At 25.9% G+C, this 19,570-nt stretch carries 15 protein-coding genes; 9 read left to right on the top strand and 6 right to left on the bottom strand.

Annotated features, from left to right (window positions below):
- Positions 1–545: 545 nt before the first annotated feature.
- Both htpX and zwf read right to left on the bottom strand, forming a co-directional pair.
- Positions 546–1,427, bottom strand: coding sequence for a protease HtpX (htpX, locus tag ICW73_00870; GenBank protein QNS02007.1), 882 nt, complete (start codon positions 1,425–1,427; stop codon positions 546–548).
- Between the two features lie 162 nt (positions 1,428–1,589).
- The gene (gene zwf / locus ICW73_00865) at positions 1,590–3,071 is read right to left on the bottom strand and encodes a glucose-6-phosphate dehydrogenase (protein QNS02006.1); all 1,482 of its coding nucleotides are present in this window, start codon (positions 3,069–3,071) and stop codon (positions 1,590–1,592) included.
- Positions 3,072–3,362: 291 nt separating this feature from the next.
- On the opposite strand from zwf, the gene pyk reads away from it, so the two are divergent.
- Positions 3,363–4,805: a pyruvate kinase gene (gene pyk / locus ICW73_00860; GenBank protein QNS02005.1), complete on the top strand. Its 1,443-nt coding sequence runs from the start codon at positions 3,363–3,365 to the stop codon at positions 4,803–4,805.
- A gap of 36 nt (positions 4,806–4,841) precedes the next feature.
- On the opposite strand, the gene ICW73_00855 is transcribed toward pyk, so the two are convergent.
- Positions 4,842–6,020: a peptidoglycan DD-metalloendopeptidase family protein gene (locus ICW73_00855; protein QNS02004.1), complete on the bottom strand. Its 1,179-nt coding sequence runs from the start codon at positions 6,018–6,020 to the stop codon at positions 4,842–4,844.
- A 651-nt stretch (positions 6,021–6,671) separates the two neighbouring features.
- Here ICW73_00855 and znuC point away from each other — a divergent pair.
- Together znuC and ICW73_00845 are read left to right on the top strand one after the other, a co-directional pair.
- Complete coding sequence (gene znuC / locus ICW73_00850; GenBank protein QNS02003.1) at positions 6,672–7,388, top strand: zinc ABC transporter ATP-binding protein ZnuC; 717 nt, start codon at positions 6,672–6,674, stop codon at positions 7,386–7,388.
- Positions 7,389–7,420: 32 nt separating this feature from the next.
- Positions 7,421–8,209 (top strand): metal ABC transporter permease, encoded by a 789-nt coding sequence (locus ICW73_00845; protein QNS02002.1) that lies wholly within the window; start codon positions 7,421–7,423, stop codon positions 8,207–8,209.
- Positions 8,210–8,211: 2 nt separating this feature from the next.
- Here the strand turns inward: ICW73_00845 and aspS are convergent, their stop codons facing one another.
- From aspS to trxB, 3 genes are all read right to left on the bottom strand, one after another.
- The gene (gene aspS / locus ICW73_00840; GenBank protein QNS02001.1) at positions 8,212–9,993 is read right to left on the bottom strand and encodes an aspartate--tRNA ligase; all 1,782 of its coding nucleotides are present in this window, start codon (positions 9,991–9,993) and stop codon (positions 8,212–8,214) included.
- 149 nt (positions 9,994–10,142) lie between these two features.
- Positions 10,143–10,361, bottom strand: coding sequence for a translation initiation factor IF-1 (gene infA, locus ICW73_00835; GenBank protein QNS02000.1), 219 nt, complete (start codon positions 10,359–10,361; stop codon positions 10,143–10,145).
- Between the two features lie 82 nt (positions 10,362–10,443).
- Positions 10,444–11,403: a thioredoxin-disulfide reductase gene (gene trxB, locus ICW73_00830; GenBank protein QNS01999.1), complete on the bottom strand. Its 960-nt coding sequence runs from the start codon at positions 11,401–11,403 to the stop codon at positions 10,444–10,446.
- A gap of 569 nt (positions 11,404–11,972) precedes the next feature.
- Here trxB and serS point away from each other — a divergent pair.
- The 6 genes from serS (at position 11,973) to ICW73_00800 (ending at position 19,272) form a co-directional block, all read left to right on the top strand.
- Positions 11,973–13,253 carry a serine--tRNA ligase gene (serS, locus tag ICW73_00825; GenBank protein ID QNS01998.1) on the top strand — a complete coding sequence of 427 codons (1,281 nt, stop codon included), beginning with the start codon at positions 11,973–11,975 and terminating at the stop codon, positions 13,251–13,253.
- A gap of 35 nt (positions 13,254–13,288) precedes the next feature.
- On the top strand, positions 13,289–14,374 hold the full coding sequence (gene serC / locus ICW73_00820) for a 3-phosphoserine/phosphohydroxythreonine transaminase (GenBank protein ID QNS01997.1): 1,086 nt from the start codon (positions 13,289–13,291) through the stop codon (positions 14,372–14,374).
- A gap of 61 nt (positions 14,375–14,435) precedes the next feature.
- The gene (gene aroA / locus ICW73_00815) at positions 14,436–15,731 is read left to right on the top strand and encodes a 3-phosphoshikimate 1-carboxyvinyltransferase (GenBank protein QNS02093.1); all 1,296 of its coding nucleotides are present in this window, start codon (positions 14,436–14,438) and stop codon (positions 15,729–15,731) included.
- A 604-nt stretch (positions 15,732–16,335) separates the two neighbouring features.
- On the top strand, positions 16,336–18,015 hold the full coding sequence (gene rpsA, locus ICW73_00810; GenBank protein ID QNS01996.1) for a 30S ribosomal protein S1: 1,680 nt from the start codon (positions 16,336–16,338) through the stop codon (positions 18,013–18,015).
- Positions 18,016–18,106: 91 nt separating this feature from the next.
- The gene (locus ICW73_00805) at positions 18,107–18,391 is read left to right on the top strand and encodes an integration host factor subunit beta (GenBank protein QNS01995.1); all 285 of its coding nucleotides are present in this window, start codon (positions 18,107–18,109) and stop codon (positions 18,389–18,391) included.
- A 119-nt stretch (positions 18,392–18,510) separates the two neighbouring features.
- Complete coding sequence (locus tag ICW73_00800) at positions 18,511–19,272, top strand: triose-phosphate isomerase (GenBank protein QNS01994.1); 762 nt, start codon at positions 18,511–18,513, stop codon at positions 19,270–19,272.
- The last annotated feature ends 298 nt before the right edge of the window (positions 19,273–19,570 follow it).

Genomic DNA, 19,570 nt, shown 5'->3' with positions numbered 1-19,570 from the left:
TATAAGAAAACGGCTGAGTGTATTAATTATATTTAAATAAAGTTAAAATCTAATAAGAATCAATTTTCTTAAGATGTTAAAGACATTTTAATTATTTTTTTTATTGTATTTACGAATGTTATTTTTAAATACATATTTACAAATTATAATTTTAATATATAACACACTTTGTAATGAAAATCAGATTTTATATCATGTGTGATAATGATTCAAAAAAATTTGTCAACGAAACTTTGATGTTTAGAAGAAATAAAAATGAGTCTTATCAATTTTTTTATTTTAAGGAGACTGGTTTGTAGTTTTTAATAGTGATGTGATTTTTTTAATTTTTTGTTTTGACTTAAAAATTTATGTGTTCTTCTTTATAATTTTATAATTATATTTATCACATCTAAATTTTTATTTTTAGCATTATAATACCGATATGATATATTAATTTTAAAAAAAAAGCAAGCGCATATTGATAATATAATATCACTAAAATAAATGACATTTTCTCTTAAGAGAAAAATTATTTTTATTTTTCTATTAAGAGAGATTGTTCTCTACATGTATCTTCTATTACGTAGTGCTTGTATTCTTTTTTCTAAGGATGGATGAGATGCAAATAATTTTAGAAATTTGCTAGATCGACCATGAATACAAAATGCAATCATGCTATCAGATTCTTGTGGTTCAAGATTAATTTTTAAACGATTTAATGCTGCAATCATTTTTTCTCGACCGACTAATTTAGCTGAACTTGCATCAGCATAAAATTCGCGATTTCTGGAAAACCACATTGTAATAATACTTGCAAACACGCCAAAAATTAATTCTAAAATAGTTGAGATAAAAAAGTATGTTAAACTGTTATTGTTTTCCAATATATTGTGTTCATCACGATTACCTGAGATGACATTACTAATTATTCGAGAAAGAATGCGAGATATAAAAATCACAAATGTATTAACTATTCCTTGAATTAAAGTCATAGTAATCATATCGCCGTTAGAAATATGACTAATTTCATGTGCTAAAACTGCTTCAGTTTCATGACGTGTCATATTTTCTAATAATCCTGTTGAAACAGCGATTAAGGCTGAATTCCGACGCGCTCCTGTTGCAAATGCATTAATACTAGAGGTATGATATATTACTATTTCAGGTGTTTTAATGCCTTTTTGAATGGATTGCTGGTGTACAGTATTAATCAACCAATTTTCTATTTCATTACAAGGATATTTTATTATTGTACCATTTATGCAACGCAATGCAATCCATTTTGATAAAATTAAGGATATGATGGATCCACTAAAACCAAATACACTTGATACAATTAATAAATTATAAATACTATTGGTTGTCATTCCGGTCAAACTAAGAATGCAGCCAAATATTAACATAACTGCAAGATTTGTTAATAAGAAAAGAATAATACGTATCATAATAATGTTTTCCTAAAAAACGATCGAAATATTTATAATTGAATATGTTATTTCTTAAGGTGTATATAACAAATAAATGTACAACATTATATGAATTTTTAAGTTTAGTTTTAAGCTAACATAGTTAACTAATTTAAGTCAAGATGAAGGAAACATCTAAAATTATTTTTTAATAGAATTATGCCAAGTGCGATGGTCGCGTGTCATCATCAAATCTGCTGCTTTTGGACCCAAAGTTCCAGATTCATATAGTTGTAGTATGCAACTTTTATTTTTTTTCCAAGCATTGATGATAGGATCAACCCATTTCCAAGCAGCTTTTGCTTCTTCATAACATACAAATAGTGATTGTGTGCCTTTCATACTATTTAGTAACAACCTTTCGTAAGATTCAACTGGATTTTTAACTGTACTTTTTTGAAAATATTCACATATCATTTGATTATTTTCTAATGTATATTCATGTTCTAATCCTGGTTTTTTTTTAGAAAAATACATCTTAATGCTTTCATGTGGTTCTAGTCGTATAACTAATTTATTTTCTGACAAATTGTAATTTTCATGATTAAATAAATGAACTGGTATGTTTTTAAATACGATAACGATTTCAGAATATTTACAAGTTAAGCGTTTTCCAGTTCTTAAATAAAATGGAACGCCATTCCATTGTGTATTTAGAATATCAATTTTAATACATACAAATGTTTCTGTTACACTATCTTTATTTGCGTTTTGTTCTTGTATATAGGAAGGAACAAGTTTTCCGGAAATTGTCCCTGAAGAATATTGCCCCCGAACAGTATTGACATTTATGTTTTTTTCATCAATTGGTTTCAAATTACGAAGTATTTTTATTTTTTCATTCCTAATACTATCAAATGTTACATGATCAGGTTTTTTCATTGCAATAATTGTTAGTATTTGAAGTAGATGATTTTGAACCATATCTCGCATTTGTCCAATTTTATCAAAATAATTCCATCTTTCTTCAATTCCTATTTCTTCTGATACAGTAATTTGAACATGATCAATAACTTTGTTGTTCCAATTGTTTAAAAAAAATAAATTAGAAAATCGTAAAGCGATAAGATTTAGTATTGATTCTTTTCCAAGATAATGATCAATTCTAAAAATTTGAGACTCTAAAAAGTATTTTGAAATTTGATTATTAATTTTTTTAAATGTTTTAAAACATTCACCTAATGGTTTTTCTAAAATAATACGTGCTGGAACAGAATTTAAATTAGATTTTCCTAATCCTATAAAAATGGAATTAAATATATTTGGAGGTACTGCGCAATAATATATAATAGTATTTTTTGTTTTATTTAATATTTTTTTTAATATTAAAAAATCTGATTTTTTATGTACATCAATATTACAAAAATATAAACGAGCTTGAAATTTGTCCCAAACATCATTGTTAATATTTTCATGCAAAAAAGTTTTAATGGCAGTTTTTACAATTTTTACATAATCTTTTATATTCCAATTAGCACGACCTGCACCAATAATGCGTGTGTTTTTATGTATTTTTTTGTATTTTTCTAACTTATACAACGCAGGCAATAATTTTCTTTTTGCTAAATCTCCCTTAGTACCAAAAATAACTAAATCGCAAGCATGATTAACATCAATAGTCATAATTTTCTCTATTTAAAATTAATATGTAAAATTTTATGTTTTAATGTAATTGATTGTAAATAGTTACATTAAATATTCGTTTTCATTTCTAAAAAAATATATGCATTTAGAATTTTTTAAAAACAAATGTAGTATGTTAAAATAAGTTTTTCATTTTACTAAATAACGTAATAAATACAAATAAATATTTTATGTCGTTTACTGAATTTATTTTATATATAATAAATATGTTTATAAAATTTTTTACTAGAAAATATAGTTGATTTTTAGTTAAATAATTGGAGATTGCTTATGTCAACTCGTTTAAGAAGAACTAAAATTGTAGCTACGCTAGGTCCTGCCACTGACATAGATAATAATCTTGAAAAAATAATTCGTTCTGGAGTTAATGTACTTCGACTAAATTTTTCACATGGCGCACCGCAAGAACATAAGTTTCGTGCAAAACAAGCAAAAAAAATTATGGATCATTTAAATTGTTATATTGCTTTACTTGGTGATTTACAAGGTCCTAAAATTCGCATTTCTAAATTTAAAAAAAATAACATTTTTTTAAATATTGGCGACCTATTTGTATTGGATACTATGTTAGGAAAAAATCTTGGAACAAAAGAAAGAGTTGGTATTGATTATAAAAAATTACCGAATGATGTAAAAAAAAATGATATTTTATTATTAGATGATGGCAGAATACAATTGCAAGTAATTGATGTCACGTTATGCGAAATATTTACAAAAGTTATTATAGGCGGGATATTATCTAATAATAAAGGTATTAACAAATTAGGTGGAGGATTATCTGCTAAAACATTAACTAAAAAAGACAAAAAAGATATAATACTTGCAGCAGAAATTGATGTTGATTATTTAGCTGTTTCATTTCCAAGATGTGGAAATGATTTAAAAGAAGCTAGAAGATTAGCTATGAAATCTGGTAGCAATGCTAAAATTATTGCTAAAATAGAACGTGCAGAAGCTGTTATGAATCAAAGTGTAATTGAAGATATAATTTCAGCATCTGATGCTGTCATGATTGCTAGAGGTGATTTAGGAGTTGAAATTGGTGATTCTGAATTAGCAGGTATTCAGAAAAAGATTATTAGAACTACTAGAAAATTAAATAAGATTGTTATTACTGCAACGCAAATGATGGAATCCATGATTACTAGCCCGTTACCTACTCGTGCAGAAGTAATGGATGTTGCAAATGCTGTTTTAGATGGAAGTGATGCAGTTATGCTATCAGCAGAAACAGCATCTGGAAAATATCCATCTGAAACTATTATAAAAATGGCCAAGGTTTGCCAAGGAGCAGAAAAAGTGCCTAGTATTAATGTATCCAAACATAGAATTAATGTACAATTTCATGATATTGCAGAAGCTGTTGCAATGTCAGCTATGTATGTAGCTAATCACTTGAAAGGTATCAGAGCTATTATTACAATGACAGAATCAGGAAAAACTGCACTTATGACATCTAGAATTACATCCGGGTTGCCAATTTTTGCTTTGTCTAAACATAAAAAAACGTTAAATTTAATAAGTCTTTATAGAGGAGTAATTCCAATATATTTTGATAGTAAAAATGATGGTTTTAAGGCCGCTCACGAAGCAATTGCTCTTTTGTTAAACAAAGGTTTTTTATTTATCGGCGATTTAGTTATTATTACCCAAGGTGATGTAATGAGAAAAACAGGCAATACAAATACCAGTAGAATTTTAAAAGTTATTTAAATTATATTCAACATTTATGTAAATATTAAAAATAATTTATTTTAAAAGTTGTAATATTTTTTTTGCGTGATTTAAATAAGTAATTTTTTCTTTCTCAGTTAATTTATTAGAAAATGTAAATCTTGAATTTTCAGGATTTACCGCATGATTATCGATCCAGACTTCATAGTGTAAATGTGGACCAGTAGTTCGTCCAGTATTTCCTGATAAAGCAATTTTTTGTCCTATTTTAACAATGTCGCCTAATTTAACTAAAATTTTTTTAAGATGCATATAACGTGTCATATATTTATGTTTACTTTTTAATGTAATATGCCAACCAGATATATTATCAAAACTAGATTTAACGATTTTCCCATTGTTTGCAGCTAAAACTGGAGTTCCTTGTGGCATTGCTACATCTATTCCTAAATGACGCGTAATTTTATGTGTGATAGGATGTAAACGATGTAAATTAAAAGGTGATGAAATACGATATTTTTTTAAAAAATCATAATTTACAAAAATTGTTTCTCGATTTAAACCATTTTCATCATAAAAATAACCGTTTAATGCATGTATTGCATAATATGTTTTCTTTGCATTATTTAATTTAATTCCCAATAGTAAATTTTTTGTTTTTTCATCTTTAACATTGTTTTGTTTGTTTATGTCATTTAAAAAAATTAAACTAAGTGAACTACCGACATGTAGTTTTTTCCAATTTATTTTTCCAGACATAGCGTCAATGATATTTTTAATATCGCATGGATTCAATCCAAATTGATATGCAGTTTTAAAAAAATTAGAATTTTTTTTAATCAAGATCTTTTTTTTAAGAAATGTTCTGTTTAAATATTGTTGAGTATCAAAAAATTGATCATCTTTTTTTTTTGTAATTGAACTATTTTCGAAATTGTATAAAACATCATATATGTATTTTTTCGTGCAGCGAGTAAAATTAATGTAATTTTGATTGTTAGTATTATAACTATACTGAATAACATGATGTGTAGCATTTTTTTGTTTTGATTCATTAAAATTTAAACATGTTTTATTTCTATGATATTTCAATTGTGATTTAATTAAATAGTATTTTAAAGCATATGCGGGAGCAATATGACAGATTAACGATAATATTAAGATTATAAAACTATAGAATATTATTAAAATTAACTTATAAAAAAAAGACATACGATAATGCTTCAATCGGATGATCATACTGATATTTTTCACTTTTCGTTCCTTTAAAATATTTATGAAATAAATAATTTGTAAAAAATAGGATGTTATATAGTAATTGCATTTACTTATCTTATGTACAATTTTCGATATTATACTTTAAATAAATTAAAAGTTTTTAAATGTTTAAATTTTATGTAGTTATATAAACGATGTTATTTTGAAATTCAATTGAATTGCAATATATTAATCATTTTGTTAAGATTTGCTATTGATTAAATATGTTAAATCATAATTAGAAAATATATTTTACATGTTTAAAAAGATCATGTATACCTAATGTAAAAATATGTTATTATTTTTGTATATGAAATTTAATTAAATTTATTATGTGTGATAATAAAAAATTTTGTTTTAAAATGTACTGTATATTTTATTTTTCAAGATTATATTAATCAATTCAAAATAGATAATAAAATTGACACAATATAATAGTTTTGTTAGTAATATTTAGACATAAAACGCAAGAATTTTTTTAAAAACGTTAAATGTGATATATTTGTATAGTAATAATTATAAAAATATATTTCTTTAAAACATTTTTTTCGATAAAGTATCTTTAATGGTGATTTTTTATATTTATATTTCAAAAATTGTTTTATAATATTAATATCAAAAATTATATAAAATAATATTTCTTAAATTATGTTAAAATTAGTTGAATTAAGTAACATTTGTGTAAATTTTTCTAATCGTTCAGTTTTGACTAACGTATCTTTTTCTTTATTTTCTAATCGTATTCTTACCTTAATTGGACCTAATGGTGCGGGAAAATCGACTTTAGTACGTGTTATTTTAGGATTGATTAAACCTAATTTTGGTACTGTAGTTCGTTTTTCTAATTTATCTGTTGGTTATGTTCCACAAAAATTATTTTTTAATATTTTATTGCCTATTACAGTTGAACGTTTTATGAAATTATCTAAAAACGTACATAATAAAAAAATATTGAATATGTTGAAACGGGTTAAAGCAGAATCTTTGCGATATAATCAATTACATCAATTATCCGGTGGAGAAATGCAACGAGTTTTATTGGCTAAAGCGCTATTAAAAAAACCAAATTTACTTGTTTTAGATGAATTAACACAAGGTGTAGATGTTATGGGAAAATTATTTTTATATAAGTTAATTAATGATATTCGAGATGAACTAAAGTGTTCTATTTTGATGATTTCGCATGATTTGCATTTTGTTATGGCCAAAACAGATGATGTTATTTGTTTAAACAATCATATTTGTTGTTCCGGTTCACCAGAAGTTGTATTTAAACACTCAGAATTTATGTCCATGTTTGGTGCACACACGATACAAGAATTAGCTTTTTATCATCATTATCATGATCATACACATATTTTTTAAAATAAAAATTTTTTAAAAGTGATGTTTAATATATGTTTGAATCAATTTTTCCAGGATGGGTAGCTGGAGTTTTGTTTGCTTTAATTACTGGTCCCTTAGGTTCTTTTGTAATTTGGCGTCGAATGTCATCTTTTGGTGATACTCTATCGCATTCTTCTTTTTTAGGTTTAGCAATATCTTTTTCTTTTAATTTTAATTCTTTTGTCAGTATTTTCTTATTAATTAGTATTATTGCGGTAATATTAGCATGTTTAGAAGAATTGTTGCCCATTTCATTAGACACGATATTGAATGTGGTATCGCACAGCTCTCTATCATTAGGGATGATACTTATTAGTTTTTTATCTTCCACTAAAAAAATAGATTTAAACAATTATTTTTTTGGTGATTTACTTAAAGTAACAGTATTTGATTTGATATTAATTACTATAGGAAGTATAATTATATTAAGTATATTAATATATCATTGGAACGACATTCTAACAACTACGATTAACGAAGAATTAGCAAAAATAGATGGTATTAATCTGTTGTATATTCGATTAATTATAATGTTCATGATATCTTTAAGTATTTCTATAGCGATTAAGTTTGTAGGTTCGTTATTAGTGACATCGTTATTAGTTATTCCACCCTCTACAGCACAACATTTTTCGAAATCGCCAGAAAAAATGGCATTTTTTACTATTTTGATAAGTATTATATCTATTACAGGAGGAATATGTTTATCTGTTTATTATAGTATTCCATCTAGTCCGGCTATAGTAATATTTTCAACAAGTATTTATTTTTTAAGTCATTTAAAAAAATATTTTTTTTAAAATTATGTGTTAAAATTATGATTTTTTTTTAATTTTATTCCTAATTCAGATAATAATGTGTTTTCTATTGTACTTGGAGCATCAGTCATAAGACATGATGCTGATGTTGTTTTAGGAAAAGCAATAACATCTCTAATATTTTTACTATTAGTCAATAACATTACAATCCTGTCTAGTCCTAAAGCAATTCCTGCATGAGGTGGAGCACCGTATTTTAACGCGTCTATTAAAAATCCAAACTTTTCATTTTGAATTTTTTCTGTCATTCCAAGAATATTAAATACTAATCTTTGTATTTTAGAATCATGAATACGAACAGAACCACCTCCAATTTCATATCCATTAATTACAAGATCGTAACTGTCTGAAATAGCGTAATGAGGGTTTTTTTTTAGTTGTATTTTGTTTATATTTTTTATAGCTGTAAAGGGGTGATGTACTGCATAAAAATTTCCTGACGTATCTTTTTGAAACATTGGAAAATCAACAATCCATACTGGTTTCCAGCTATTTTCTTGAGTAATTTTTAAGTCTTTTCCTAATTTTAAACGTAATATGTTAAGTGCGTTATTCGCAATATCTTCTTGATCAGCTATAAAAAACAATATATCACTATTTTTTGCTTTGCTTTTTAATAATATATCTTTTAATACATTTGCATTTAAAAATTTTTTTATTGAGCTATATACACCGTCTATACCAAGATCAATATTTTTTATTTTAATAAAAAATAGTTTTGTTGCATGGTGTTTTTTTATGTAATTTACGTAATATTCAATTTTTTTTCGACTAAAATAATTGTCATGAGATATGCATAATAATCCAATTCTATTTTTTTTCTTGATATTTAAATTAAAAAATAACACTTGTTCACTTTCTTTAAAAATATCAATTATATCAATAATTTCTATTGGATTTCGCAGATCTGGTTTATCTGATCCATATCGTTTTAGTGCATCATAAAACGATATTTTCGGAAAATTCAATATTTTATAATTAATTATTTTAAACCAAATTTTTTTTATTAGTTTTTCAATTAATTGACGTACCTGCATTGCTGTTGAAAAAGACATTTCGATGTCAATTTGTGTAAATTCTGGTTGTCGATCAGAACGCAAATCTTCATCGCGAAAACATTTTACTATTTGATAATATTTGTCTATACCAGAAATCATTAATAATTGTTTGAATATTTGTGGAGATTGGGGTAGTGCGTAAAATTTTCCATTGTAATTACGACTGGGAATTAAATAGTCTCTAGCTCCTTCTGGTGTAGATTTTGTGAGAAAAGGTGTTTCAACATCTAAAAAATGTTTTTTTGTTAAAAATGTTCTAACCAAAAAAGTAATGTTACTTCTTGTTTGCAAATTGTTTAAAACGTCTGTACGACGTAAATCCAAATAACGATATTTTAATCTAGAATCATCGTTATTAGTGTTATTTAAATAATGTAATGGTAGTGGTGATTCAGAGGTATTTAAGATTCTTATTTTATGTGCCACAACCTCTACTAATCCGGTATCAATGTAGGGATTTTGATTTTTTTTATGTCTGCTCTGAACAATACCGGAAATTTGAATACAAAACTCGTTTTTTAAATTTAATGCTGTTTGAAAAATTACATGATTTTCAGAATTAAAAACTACTTGAACGATACCGGTATAATCCCGGATATCAATAAAAATTAATTGTCCTAAATTACGTATTTTGTTAACCCAACCACATAATGTTATGATTTTATTTACATGAATTTCTCTTAAATGTCCGCAATATTTAGTACGCATAAATTCTCTGAATTAAAAGTACTTTTTTACATTGATAAAATTAATGTTTTCTTTAAAAAATATGTGTATATAATCTTATTTTCAAAATTCAGTTTTTAAAAAATCAGTATATATTTTATGATAGATAAAAAATACTGTTTTCGATCATTTTAACGACTTCTAAAAATAATTCTACCCTTAGTTAAATCGTATGGTGTTAATTCGACTGTAACTTTATCTCCTGTTAATATTCTAATATAGTTTTTTCTCATTTTCCCTGAAATATGTGCAGTAATAACATGTTTATTGTCTAATTCAACACGAAACATAGTATTCGGTAAAGTATCTATTACTACTCCTTGCATTTCGATATTTTCTTCTTTTACCATTATATGCTCGCTAGTTTTACATTTCTCATCAAAAAATTTATTACATTATATCTGACATGATTAATTTTTAATAGTGCTCATTTTATAATAAATTCGCTAAATATTTTTCAGCATCTAACGCTGCCATACAACCACTAGCTGATGATGTGATAGCTTGTTTGTATACATGATCTATTACGTCACCAGCAGCAAAAATACCTGGAATACTTGTTTGTGTAAAATTTCCATGTTCTTTATGCATTGTTTTAATATATCCATTTTGTGTTTCTATTTGGTTTAAAAATATATCTGTATTAGGGACATGTCCTATAGCAATAAATAATCCTGATATCTTAATTTTAAATGTTGTTAAAATTTTTGGATTCGTTTGCATAACTAATATTTCTGTAATTCCAGATGAATCGCCAAATATCTCTTTTACATTACAATTAAAATAAATTATTATTTTTTTGTTTTGTATTTTTTTTTTTAATCGCTGAACAAGAATTTTTTCAGCGCTGAATGTTGATCCACGATGAATCAAATATACTTTGTTCACTATATTTGATAAGTATAATGTTTCTTCTATTGCAGTATTTCCTCCACCAATTACGGCAACATTTCTATTCCTATAAAAAAATCCATCACATATTGCGCATGTTGAAATACCTTTTCCCTTAAAAATTTTTTCAGATTTTAATCCTAAATAACGTGGGTTTGATCCAGTTGCAATAATAACTGAATCTGATATATATTCATTTTTTTCTCCTGTTAGACGAAACGGGTGGTTTTGAAAATCTACTGAAATAATGTTATCAGAAATCATTGTTGCATCGAATTTGCAGACATGTTTATGCATACGTTTCATTAGATCTAAACCAGTAATATCGTTAATTTCACCAGGCCAATTTTCAATTTGATCAGTATTAGTAAGTTGACCTCCGATATTGGTACCAGTAATTAGAATTGGATTTAAGTTAGCTCGTGAGGCATATATAGCAGCAGTACAACCTGCAGGTCCAGATCCTAAAATAATTATTTTACTATTTTTAGTAATTTTCATTTTTTTATATTTTGAGAAATTTGTTAATTATATATGTAATGAAAAATTATGTCAAAAATAGTATTAAATTTGTTTATCTTTATAATTTAAATATTGTTGCAATATTTATAGTTATTTAAAAATATTGTATCGTAGTTCAACTGATATAACATATACTAATAAATATATTTATTATATTAATTAGTATTTTTTATAACTGAATTTAATTTTTAGTAAAAATGAAAAAATCAATGCATTTCCTATAAAAAAAGTTATCATAATGTTAATTCTATTTAACAATTAATTAAGCGATTTTTTATATTTATTTAAAATGAAATTTTTATTAATATATATTTATTAATTAACTGTGTTAAAAACACACGATTTAAAAAACTAACTATGAAAATTTACATTTTAAATTTTATGATATTAAAATTTAAAAACAACTATTGTTGACAAAACTATTATTACTTCTTGTTTTTTTTAAATAATATCAAATATATTTAATTTTTTTATATTTTAAACAACAATACTAATTAAAATTTTAAACATTCTATTTAAAATTATTAGTTTATTATTAAAAACATATTATGTTAAATCCTGATTTATTACGTTACCAGCTATCTGATATAGCTCAAAAATTGTTAAAAAAAGGTTATCAATTGGATACCAAAGTTATTTTTTCGATGGAAAAGACACGTAAAATTTTACAAATTTATACTGAAAATTTACAACGAAAACATAATGTTTTATCAAATATTTTTCATAAAAATAAAATCGTTAAAATAGAAAATAAAATTTTGAAAAGTGAAATTATTCAATTAAATCACATTTTAAAAAATGCTCAAATACAATTGAATGCTTTACGTAAAAGTATTTTTGAGTTCTCTATGTCGATTCCTAATATTCCTGCGGATGAGGTACCATTAGGAAATGCATCAATCTATAACAAAGTTATAAAATATTGGGGAAAAAAAAGACAGTACAATTTTACTATTCGAGATCATGTTGAACTCGGAAACAAATTAAATGAATTAGATTGGAAATCTTCAGCAAAAATATCAGGTTCACAGTTTACTGTCATGAAGGGAAATATTGCTCTTTTACATCGTGCTCTTGGTCAATTTATGTTAGATTTACATACTATGAAACATGGTTATATAGAAACATATGTTCCATATTTGGTAAATCGTGAAACATTATTTGGGACTGGTCAACTTCCAAAATTTAATGATGATTTATTTCATGTTAGTTCAATTAACAAACATAATCTTGCATTGATTCCTACAGCAGAAGTTCCATTGACCAATTTGTTTTGCAAGCAAATAATTGATGAAAATTGTTTGCCTATAAAATTAATCGCTCATACTCCTTGTTTTAGATCGGAATCTTCTTATGGAAGTCAGTCGCGGGGGTTAATTCGACTACATCAATTTGATAAAGTTGAGTTAGTGCAAATTGTACAACCAGAAAAATCTATGGACACTTTAGAACAATTAACTGAACATGCTGAAAAAGTATTAGAATTATTAGAATTGCCATATAGGAGAGTGCTTTTGTGTGCAGGAGAAATGAGTTTTTCCTCTGCAAAAACTTATGATCTAGAAGTTTGGTTTCCTTCTAAAAATAAATACAGAGAAATTTCATCTTGTTCAAACATGTATGATTTTCAAGCGCGTCGTATGAAATCACGTTATCGAAAAAATTCTGACAAAAAAAATATTTTTGTACACACATTAAATGGTTCTGGTTTAGCAATTAGCCGAACATTAGCAGCTGTTTTAGAAAATTATCAAAACTCTGATGGTCGTATTAATGTTCCAAAGATATTGCAAAAAAAATATATGCAAGGTTTAAAATTCATCAATTAATAATATATTTTTATATATAATCATTGGTAAAAAGCATGAGAAAAATTTATAATTTCAGTGCTGGCCCGTCTATGATTCCAAGAGACGTAATTGTTCAAGCACAAGTAGAACTACAGAATTGGAACAAACTCAATTGTTCTATTATGGAAATTAGTCATCGTAGCGAAGAATTTTTACAAATGGCATCAGAAACGAAACAAGATCTTAAAGGTTTATTAAACATACCAGATTCTTATGAGGTATTATTTCTTCAAGGAGGTGCTAGAGGTCAATTTTCTGCTGTTCCTATGAACTTATTAAAAGGATCACAGTGTGCAGATTATATAAATAGTGGATATTGGTCTAATTGTGCAGCAATAGAAGCAGAAAAATATTGTATACCTAATATAATACCTATTATACAAAAAAATCATTCACAAATTTCATTGTTACCTATGTCTCAATGGAATCTCCGAGAAAACTCAGAATATGTTCATTATTGCCCCAATGAAACTATACACGGTATTGCTATTTACGAAGAACCAAATTTTCATAATAAAATAATCGTTGGAGATTTTTCATCTGTTATTTTATCTCGTTCAATTAATATTAAAAATTATGATTTAATTTATGCAAGCGCACAAAAAAATATTGGTCCTGCAGGAATTACGGTAATCATTATTCGAAAAAGATTAATTAGACACACCTCGAAATTATTACCCTCCATTTTAAGTTATAAAACAATGTTAAAACATAATTCTATGTTTAACACACCACCTACTTTTTCCTGGTATTTGTCTGGATTGGTGTTTAAATGGCTAAAAAAACAAGGCGGAATAAAAAAAATAGAGCAACTAAATCAAATAAAATCAGATTTATTATATAAAAAAATAGATAGTAGTGATTTTTATTTTAATAAAATAAATAAAAATAATAGATCGCAAATGAATATTACGTTTCATTTATTACAACCTAAATTAAATAGTGTTTTCTTAACAGAAGCAAAAAATTCTGGATTAATTGGTTTAAAAGGCCATTATATAGCCGGAGGTATGCGAGCTTCTATTTATAATGCAATGTCGTTAGATGGTGTTCGATCTTTAATAGATTTTATGTCATATTTCGAAAATCGATATGGATAAATTTGATTTTGCATTTTGTGAAATTCTAAATAATATTTTAAAAATAGAGTGTGTATTTATTATGCAAAAATCTTTGATTTTAAAACCGGTGTCTTACGTATCTGGAGAAATTGATTTACCCGGTTCAAAAAGCATCTCAAATCGAGTATTGTTGTTATCTTCTTTATCTACAGGCACCACAAATATAAAAAATTTATTAGATAGTGATGATACTAGATATATGTTAAATGCTTTAAGGCAGTTAGGTGTTATTTATCATTTATCAAATGATAAAAAAAATTGCTGTCTTGAAGGTCTTGGTCAACCTTTTAAAATTTTGAAATCAATTACATTACATTTAGGAAATGCAGGTACGGTGATGCGTCCACTTGTAGCAGCATTATCTTTAAAAAACAATAATACAAATTATGTAGTATTAACAGGGGATAAAAGAATGCATGAACGACCGATTAAACATCTTATTGATGCTTTAAAATCTGGCGGAGCATGTATAAAATATATACAAAATATTGGATATCCCCCAATATATGTATATGGAGGGTTTACCGGTGGATCAATTGTTTTAGACAGTAGTATTTCCAGTCAATTTTTAACATCATTGTTAATGATTGCGCCTCTTGCTTTAAAAGATAGCACTATAACTATAAAAGGGAAACTAGTATCTCGACCGTATGTTGATATTACACTTAATTTAATCAAAAATTTTGGTGTAAACATTGAACATAATGACTACCAAACATTTTATATACGAGGTCAGCAAAGGTACTACACACCTGGTAATTATGTAATAGAAGGTGATGCTTCATCTGCTTCGTATTTTTTAGCTGCAGCTGCTATTAAAGGTGGTTCAGTTACTGTTACTGGTGTTGGAAAATCAAGCATTCAAGGCGATATAAAATTTTCTAATATCTTAGAAGAAATGGGGGCAAAAATTTTTTGGGGTAATAATTTTATTACATGCACTCGCTATCAATTAAAATCAATTTCTTTAGACCTGAACTATATTCCAGATACCGCGATGACTGTTGCAATAGTATCATTATTTTCTCAAGGGACAACAATTATTAAAAACGTATATAATTGGCGAGTTAAAGAAACTGATAGATTAACTGCAATGGCAACAGAATTAAGAAAAATTGGTGCGATAGTTCAAGAAGGGAAAGATTTTTTATCTATTACCCCTCCGACAATCTTTAAATATGCAAATATTAACACATATAACGATCATCGTATAGCTATGTGTTTTTCTCTTATATGTTTATCAAATACTGGTGTAAACATTATTAATCCAGATTGCACTTCAAAAACTTTTCCAGACTATTTTAAGAAGTTTTTATCTATTGCCAGGTATAACTAATTTTTATAAAATAAAACATTTTGTGTTTATTTAGAGTATATTAAAATAAATCTTACTTATTTTTAAATACAGTTTCAAGAAAATAAATAAACTTTTAGATAATATATAAATTAAATTATTCTTATATTGTATAAATATATGCAGTATACTAATTGAAGAAATGAAACATATTAGTACATAAAGTGTTTGAAAACATGGTTTTTATATAATCATATTGCATTTTAAATGTATTTTTATCAAAAAATTTTATATATGAAATATATTTTTATTATATAAAAATCTCGATTTAAAAAATATGAACACTTACTAAAACATGTTTAAATTACTTACTTAACTTTTTAAAGATGTATCGCAAAACAAGATAATTAATTTTTATTTTTTCATGCTGAAAAAATATAATGGAATAAGTTTTAATATTAGTCAATACTACTGAACTAATAAGTATCATTTTTTTTAAGTCATTTTTAAACAAAACGAAAAAATATAGTTTTTATGACTAATGATGAAATTCTTAGATAAGGATTATTATAAGATGTGTATAATAATATCATTTTAGCATGATGCCAAAATGAAAATTAAATAATAATTTTTCGATATTACTAATATGAATGAATCTTTTGCAAAATTATTTGAAGAATCATTAAAAGATATCAAAACCCGACCTGGTTCAATTATTCGGGGTACTATTGTTTCTATAGAAAAAGATTCGGTATTGGTAGATGCGGGTCTGAAATCTGAATCAGTAATTCCAATCGAGCAATTTAAAAGTGTTCAGGGCATTGTAGATATCAAAATTGGTGATCAAGTTGATGTAGCCTTAGATGCCGTTGAAGATGGTTTTGGTGAAACAATTTTGTCGCGAGAAAAAGCTAAACGTCATGAAGCATGGTTAGTATTAGAAAAAGCGCATGAGCAATCTGAAACAGTAATAGGAATTATTAATGGTAAAGTTAAAGGCGGTTTTACTGTAGAGTTAAATGAAATACGTGCGTTTTTGCCTGGTTCTTTAGTAGATATCCGGCCAGTTCGAGATACCATGTATCTTGAAGGAAAAGAATTAGAATTTAAGGTTATAAAATTGGATCAAAAACGTAACAATGTTGTTGTTTCACGTCGTGCAGTTATTGAATCAGAACATAGTGCTGAAAGAGATCAGTTATTAGAAAATATTCATGAAGGAATGCATATTAAGGGAGTAGTAAAAAATTTAACTGATTATGGAGCGTTTGTGGATTTAGGTGGAGTAGATGGTTTGTTACATATTACTGATATGGCGTGGAAACGAGTAAAACATCCCAATGAAATAGTCAATGTTGGCGATGAAATTCATGTAAAGATTTTGAAATTCGATAAAGAAAAAATACGTGTATCTTTAGGATTGAAACAATTGGGAGAGGATCCATGGACAGCTATTTCTAAACGTTATCCAGAAGGTACAAAATTAAATCATGGTCGTGTTACGAATTTAACCGATTATGGATGCTTTGTGGAAATTGAAGAAGGAGTTGAAGGATTAGTACATGTATCTGAAATGGATTGGACCAATAAAAATGTTCATCCATCTAAAGTGGTTTCAGTAAACGATATAGTAGAAGTGATGATTTTAGATATTGATGAAGAACGTCGACGTATCTCTTTAGGTTTAAAACAATGCAAAATTAATCCTTGGAAAAAATTTTCTGAAACTCATAATAAAGGAGTACATGTTATTGGCAAAATAAAATCCATTACTGATTTTGGTATTTTTATTGGTTTAAATGGCGGTATTGATGGATTAGTTCATTTGTCTGATATTTCTTGGACGCTACCTGGAGAAGAAGCAGTAAAAAAATATAAAAAAAATGATGAGATATCTGCAGTAGTACTTCAAGTAGATTCAGATCGAGAACGAATATCTTTAGGTATAAAACAATTAAAAGAAGATCCATATAATTCATATGTTGCAAATTGTAAGAAAGACGCTATTATAATTGGAAAAATTAAATTTTTTGATAAAAAACACGCAATCATCCAATTATCGAAAGATGTTGAAGGTACTGTAAAATTTTCTGATATACCAGATTCATATCGAGAAGAATTTATAAATCAATTAAAAATTAATAATGAAATTTCTATAAAAATATCAAATTTTGATCGAAAAAATAGAATAATTTATCTTATTTCTCATTATGAAGAAGTAGAAAGAAAAAAAGATGTCGCAATTAATAAAAAAACTGAAATACATGATGAAAATTTTTCAAACGTTATGGCAGAAGCTTTTAAAGCCGCTAAAAATACTGAATAAATTTATATTATAATTGATTATCGTTTTTAAAAAAATAAGTTCAATCTTAATTACATTTTAATTAAATTTAAGAAATGTATATAGAGGATTTATGACAAAGTTAGAATTATTTGAAAAACTTTCTGAACGCAGAATTCCAATTTCAGATCAAAATATTAAACATGCTATAAAAGAAATTCTAGAATATATGACAATCTCATTAGTACAGAAAAGAAAAATTGAAATCAGAGGATTTGGTAGTTTTTCTTTACATTATCGATCTTCTCGTTTTGGTCGTAATCCAAAAACTGGGAATAAAATACAATTAAATAGTAAATATGTTCCTTATTTTAAACCAGGAAAAAAGCTGCGCGATCGAATTAATATAAATAAATAACATGATATAAGCAAATTAAATAGAAACTAAGCTGATATAATATTTTTATACAGGCTTAGTTTTTTATAAATTTTGATTTTATTATAATTAATAAAAGCAGCATTTATTAAGAGAAAAAAATGAAAAGCAAGTTGATTATCGCTAATTGGAAATTAAATGGAAATATAAAAAAAATTACTAGTTTTTTAACCGTAATGAAAAAGTATTTATTGAATCGTCCTACAAAAAATACTATTGTTTTTGCGCCGCCTTCTATCTATTTAGATAGAGTATGTAATAATATTTATAACACCAATATTTTTCTTGCGGCGCAAAATACTGATGTTCATTTAGAAGGCGCATTCACTGGTGAAATTTCTCCTCTGATGCTTAAAGATGTTGGAGTGAAATATGTTTTAATCGGTCATTCTGAAAGACGTATCATGCATAATGAGACCGATAAAATTATTGCAGAAAAATTTTGCATGATAAAAAAGTTAAATTTAATCCCAATCTTATGTATTGGCGAGTTTGAGAAACAAAAATATAAAAAAACAGAAAAATTTTTAGAAAATCAATTAACTCATATTTTTGATATTTTAGGAAAAACAGCCTTTAGAAATACAGTAATTGCATACGAACCAATTTGGGCTATTGGAAAAGGTATATCAGCAGATCCTGAAAACGTGCAATTTATTCACTGTTTTATAAGAAATTATATTAGTCAACACGATATAATCAGCGCTAAAAATCTCATGATTCAATATGGAGGTTCTATCAATCAAGAAAATGCAAAAATGTTTTTCAAACAAAAAGATATAAATGGCTTATTAGTCGGAAGTGCATCGTTAATACATGAAACGTTTATAAAAATTATAGAAGCATCAAATGTAATTATTTAATTTCTTTTAAATTAAATGAATGTCATTATAAATTTTTTAATTTGTCGGGGTTTTATATTGAATTGATTATTCAAAATAATCTTTTATAACTAAAAGGTAATGTATTTATGTTTTTTACTATATCTTATTTTCGTTTATTTTAATTAAGAATTCAATTAAAAATAAAAATATTCACTCATATTTTAGTGAAAAATTACTTACAAAAATAGTATGAAAATGAATATTTTAAAATAATATGAATATATATTGATATGTGTTTAAATAAACACATTTTTAATTATTTTATTTAAGTTCTTGT

The organism is Buchnera aphidicola (Pentalonia nigronervosa), assembly GCA_014622685.1.
GTDB lineage: Bacteria > Pseudomonadota > Gammaproteobacteria > Enterobacterales > Enterobacteriaceae > Buchnera > Buchnera aphidicola_BD.
Note: the sequence above shows the minus strand (reverse complement) of the source record. Positions and strands in the feature narration are given on the sequence as shown.

Bases quoted from the DNA above. Each gene is read 5' to 3' on its own strand.
- htpX (QNS02007.1), bottom strand. From the start codon at position 1,427: ATGATACGTATTATTCTTTTCTTATTAACAAATCTTGCAGTTATGTTA.
- zwf (QNS02006.1), bottom strand. From the start codon at position 3,071: ATGACTATTGATGTTAATCATGCTTGCGATTTAGTTATTTTTGGTACT.
- pyk (QNS02005.1), top strand. From the start codon at position 3,363: ATGTCAACTCGTTTAAGAAGAACTAAAATTGTAGCTACGCTAGGTCCT.
- znuC (QNS02003.1), top strand. From the start codon at position 6,672: ATGTTAAAATTAGTTGAATTAAGTAACATTTGTGTAAATTTTTCTAAT.
- ICW73_00845 (QNS02002.1), top strand. From the start codon at position 7,421: ATGTTTGAATCAATTTTTCCAGGATGGGTAGCTGGAGTTTTGTTTGCT.
- aspS (QNS02001.1), bottom strand. From the start codon at position 9,993: ATGCGTACTAAATATTGCGGACATTTAAGAGAAATTCATGTAAATAAA.
- infA (QNS02000.1), bottom strand. From the start codon at position 10,361: ATGGTAAAAGAAGAAAATATCGAAATGCAAGGAGTAGTAATAGATACT.
- trxB (QNS01999.1), bottom strand. From the start codon at position 11,403: ATGAAAATTACTAAAAATAGTAAAATAATTATTTTAGGATCTGGACCT.
- serS (QNS01998.1), top strand. From the start codon at position 11,973: ATGTTAAATCCTGATTTATTACGTTACCAGCTATCTGATATAGCTCAA.
- serC (QNS01997.1), top strand. From the start codon at position 13,289: ATGAGAAAAATTTATAATTTCAGTGCTGGCCCGTCTATGATTCCAAGA.
- aroA (QNS02093.1), top strand. From the start codon at position 14,436: ATGCAAAAATCTTTGATTTTAAAACCGGTGTCTTACGTATCTGGAGAA.
- rpsA (QNS01996.1), top strand. From the start codon at position 16,336: ATGAATGAATCTTTTGCAAAATTATTTGAAGAATCATTAAAAGATATC.
- ICW73_00805 (QNS01995.1), top strand. From the start codon at position 18,107: ATGACAAAGTTAGAATTATTTGAAAAACTTTCTGAACGCAGAATTCCA.
- ICW73_00800 (QNS01994.1), top strand. From the start codon at position 18,511: ATGAAAAGCAAGTTGATTATCGCTAATTGGAAATTAAATGGAAATATA.